Annotated in this window: 5 protein-coding genes; 1 reads left to right on the top strand and 4 read right to left on the bottom strand. The window is 48.8% G+C overall.

Going from position 1 to position 4,046, the window contains the following annotated elements:
• The 4 genes from HKN88_08235 to HKN88_08220 form a co-directional block, all read right to left on the bottom strand.
• Positions 1-1,655, bottom strand: a 1,655-nt coding sequence (locus HKN88_08235) for a heavy metal translocating P-type ATPase (protein NNC98048.1), incomplete at its 3' end; no start/stop codon positions are given.
• A gap of 141 nt (positions 1,656-1,796) precedes the next feature.
• The gene (locus HKN88_08230; protein NNC98047.1) at positions 1,797-2,069 is read right to left on the bottom strand and encodes a hypothetical protein; all 273 of its coding nucleotides are present in this window, start codon (positions 2,067-2,069) and stop codon (positions 1,797-1,799) included.
• A gap of 129 nt (positions 2,070-2,198) precedes the next feature.
• Positions 2,199-2,549, bottom strand: coding sequence for a nuclear transport factor 2 family protein (locus tag HKN88_08225; GenBank protein ID NNC98046.1), 351 nt, complete (start codon positions 2,547-2,549; stop codon positions 2,199-2,201).
• Between the two features lie 2 nt (positions 2,550-2,551).
• Positions 2,552-3,256 carry a hypothetical protein gene (locus HKN88_08220; GenBank protein NNC98045.1) on the bottom strand — a complete coding sequence of 235 codons (705 nt, stop codon included), beginning with the start codon at positions 3,254-3,256 and terminating at the stop codon, positions 2,552-2,554.
• A gap of 646 nt (positions 3,257-3,902) precedes the next feature.
• On the opposite strand from HKN88_08220, the gene HKN88_08215 reads away from it, so the two are divergent.
• On the top strand, positions 3,903-4,046 hold a 144-nt coding region (locus HKN88_08215; GenBank protein NNC98044.1), incomplete at its 3' end, for an SDR family NAD(P)-dependent oxidoreductase.

Genomic DNA, 4,046 nt, shown 5'->3' with positions numbered 1-4,046 from the left:
CCGATCATGCCGGCCGCTTGAGCATTAATGGCAACATACATCACCGTTTGTCCGGTGGCACGATACGCCTCGGCTTGAGTTTGCATGGAGGCAATATCCGCACCCGCGCCTTGCATCATTTTGGCATTCCCGATGGCCATAATTTTCCCATCCACACTTGCCTGAGCACCTTGCCCGGTAATTGAATTGAAATTGCTGACCTCGGACAACGGCAATCCTTGTTCTTTGGCGGCTTGCACGATCGCTGCGGCGAGCGGGTGTTCACTCGCGGCTTCCAGGGACGCGACCAAACGAAGTATTTCATTCTGGTCAAATCCCGCTAATGCATCGACCTGCATCAAACGCGGGCGTCCTTCGGTGAGGGTTCCGGTCTTATCCACGACGATGGTATCAACTTTTTCAAAGGTTTCCAAAGCCTCGGCGTTTTTGATCAAAATGCCATGCCTGGCTCCTTTGCCGGTGCCGACCATGATCGACATTGGCGTGGCCAGACCCAAGGCGCACGGACAGGCGATGATCAATACCGCCACCGCATTCACGATCGCGTAGGCCATGGCCGGTTGTGGGCCAAACACGCCCCACACGATAAAAGTCACTATGGAGACCAGAATTACCGTTGGCACAAAATACGCCGCAACGGTGTCAGCCAGTTTTTGGATCGGGGCACGTGAACGTTGTGCTTCGGAAACCATTTTTACGATCTGGGCCAACAGGGTGTCATGCCCAACCCGGGTTGCCGTCATGATCAAACTGCCCGTGCCATTCACGGTACCGCCAGTCACCCTGGCACCGGACATTTTTTCCACCGGTATCGGTTCACCGGTGAGCATGGATTCATCCACACTGGAGTGCCCTTCAACCACCTCACCGTCCACCGGGACCTTTTCCCCGGGTCGCACGCGTAACTTGTCGCCCAACTGCACATGAGCCAAATCTATTTCTTCTTCTGTACCATCTTCCCGAATAATGTGGGCCGTGGGTGGCGCGAGTTGCAATAAGGCTTTGATCGCACCCGAGGTCGCACTACGTGCTCTTAATTCCAGAACCTGACCGAGTAACACCAGGGTGGTGATCACGGCCGCGGCTTCAAAATAAATGGCCACATGACCTTCGGCGTTTCGGAAGTTATCCGGGAATAGATCCGGGACAAACACCGCAACACAGGAATACAAAAAAGCCACCCCGACGCCCAAGGCGATCAAGGTGAACATATTCAGATTCCGGGTATTCAGTGATTGCCAGCCACGCACAAAGAACGGCCAGGCACCCCACAACACCACCGGACTGGCCAAGAATAATTGCATCCATTGACCGATTCCCATGGGCACAATTTTTTCCAGTGGGTGACCCGGAATCATTTCGCCCATGGCATACACAAACAACGGCAAAGTTAACAGCGCACTGACCCAAAAACGGCGAGTCATGTCATCCAGTTCGGAGGTATCTTCCCCGGCGTCAAGACTGACGGTTTCCGGCTCCAGCGCCATGCCACAGATCGGGCAACCCGTGTTACTGGTCGCCCTGACCTGGGGATGCATCGGGCAGGTATACACCACACCGCTGTAAGCGTCCGGAATGCTGTCGTATTGACTGGATGCCGTCGCGTCTTGATCGCTGGACGTTTTAACGGGATGACAATGCTGATGATCTTGCATATCGATTCTTGTTATGAAATGAAATCTGTACCGAGGTTTATTATGCGGGAAAAACACACCGGGCCAATAACTATTGACCCGATACTAGATTGAATTGTTATTGCCCAAGAAAAGACTTGGATGAATTACTCGATATAATATTTACTCGATAATATAGTTATAAATCACGGCCAATAACCATAAAAAAACCGCGCTACATAAGGACCACACGATCAAACCGGTCATAAATCCGGTCATGCTCATGGTCCAGCTCATGTCGTGGCCGAGACTCTGAAAATCCATATGGGTCATGTGCTCCGTCATATTCCACATCATGTCGGGAGAAAAGACCACAAATAAGCTGCACAGTATCCAGAGTATCGCCGTGCTCAGGGCGCCGGATAAAGCAAGTTTTGCTGCATTGAGTTTCATCATAATCACCTCTAGCTAATTGAAAGCCAAGCTTTCACGATCTCTACGCTAGGGTATTTATTGGTAATAAATATTGATCTGGGACAAGGTTTTTTCTTACACAGCGAAGCAACGTCCGTGCTCTGTTAAGGCTCAAGCCTTGATCTCGGCGTTCCCGATATTGTAATAGGCGTGTATTTCATTGATCAGATCGCCTTCGAGCTCATAGCATTCACACACCCGCATTTCCAGTCCGGTATTTTTATTGCTAAGGTCATAACGCACCACAAGTTTATTGCCTTCTTGTATCTGATCAAGGATGGTGAACACATTGCCCAGAAACTCGGCGCGGTTCTTGCTCACGATCTCCAGATAGGCGCTCTTGGGGGCGATGGTTCCAAAGGGACTGGTGTGCGAAAAGTCGTCGGTGACCGGGAGTTCTTCAAGCTTACCGGATTCCCAAACGTCGAACCATTTCTGAATGCTGGGGTGGAGAGTGGTCATATTTATTGGATGAGATCAATCAGCGCCTGGGCTTTTTGTTTGTATTCCTCAATCTCCTTTTTGAAGACTTTATAGTTGATGAACTCGGCCGTGGCAATGCGATTCTTATAATCCTGGTCATTCAGGGCGTAATCAATGAACCCGGTGTAGTCTTTTTGACTGATGTAATCCGACCACCACGGGTAAGTTTGCCAATGGGAGAAATTTTTCTGAAAATTGTTGGCACGTAATTCGTCATCCACCTTTATCTCATGCAACATCTCGGTATAGAAGCCGATAATCTCGCCGGAAATAACATTTTCCTGTTGGTCATAGTTGGCGGTGAAATTTTGCAGTAGCCGATAACCTCTCTGATTCAAGGTTAGCTCGGGGTAACCCATGATCAGATATGCCAGGCCCGGGCTATTTTGATAATCCTCTTGAGTCACTTCGGCGTCCAGGTGTTTTTGATAATAAACTTCACTTGAAGCATAAATTTCCAAAATCTTGTCAATGGCCGCAATATTACTGACGAGATTTTTTTTAACCATGGCATGGATGCTCTCCAGTTCCTTGAAGTTTTGACGATCCTCGTTCCAATTATTGACCGCCACTGCCAAGAGTATCCCTACCGCCACCAGCAGGATCTCTCCCAAGGCGTATTTGAGGTAGTTGCCGAACTTACTGTTTGCCAATTGTTCTTTTCTTTGTTTGTTTAATACTTTCACTGCACTGTATTTTGGATTGTTTTCACCCAGGCAAAGTATACATTATCAAATGATACGACCCAGCCTACATAATCGTGGTTTAACCTGTGAATAGCCATAAAAAGCGAATTCCGAATTCCTGATAGGACGCAGTCCGTGATTCAGGATCTCCCAAACCTGACAAGACCCGCGATTGCATACTGGGTGCCTCAAGGGATTCGAATTTTAATCACACTGTGTCTTACTTCCCCGCGGTTAAACCGCGGGGTCCAGTTAAATGAGTATGGATACCGCGGTCAAGCCGCGGTAAGGTATGGTACAAAACACAGGGCACAGCTCCTGAATTCCTGATAGAACGCAGTCCGTAATTCAGGATCACCCAATCCTGACAAGACCCTTGATTGCATCCTGGATGCTCCAAGGGATTCGAATTTTAATCGCACTGTGTCTTACTTCCCCGCGGTTAAACCGCGGGGTCCAGTTAAATGCGTATGGATACCGCGGTCAAGCCGCGGTAAGGTATGGAACATAAAACACAGGGCTCAGTTCCCGAATTCCTGAACTTGATTCAGGATCTCTAAATATTTTGATATTACGCACACCCCATTTTTACTTTTGTATCCCCTATACTGTGTCTTCTAATTAACCCCAATAAAAAGAAAAAATTATGACGGACTTTATTAATAAAACCGCCTTTGTGACCGGCGCTGCTTCAGGCATCGGTTTAGCCATTTCCCGGGCCTTGCTCGATCACGGAACCCGGGTAATGATGGCCGACATCAATGCCGAAGGACTGGCTGCTGCAGCCGAT

This window comes from Gammaproteobacteria bacterium (genome assembly GCA_013001575.1).
Lineage (GTDB): Bacteria > Pseudomonadota > Gammaproteobacteria > Steroidobacterales > JABDMI01 > JABDMI01.
Note: the sequence above shows the minus strand (reverse complement) of the source record. Positions and strands in the feature narration are given on the sequence as shown.

What these genes read in the sequence shown, in the direction of transcription:
- HKN88_08230 (NNC98047.1), bottom strand. Translation starts at nt 2,069, where the DNA reads ATGATGAAACTCAATGCAGCAAAACTTGCTTTATCCGGCGCCCTGAGC.
- HKN88_08225 (NNC98046.1), bottom strand. Translation starts at nt 2,549, where the DNA reads ATGACCACTCTCCACCCCAGCATTCAGAAATGGTTCGACGTTTGGGAA.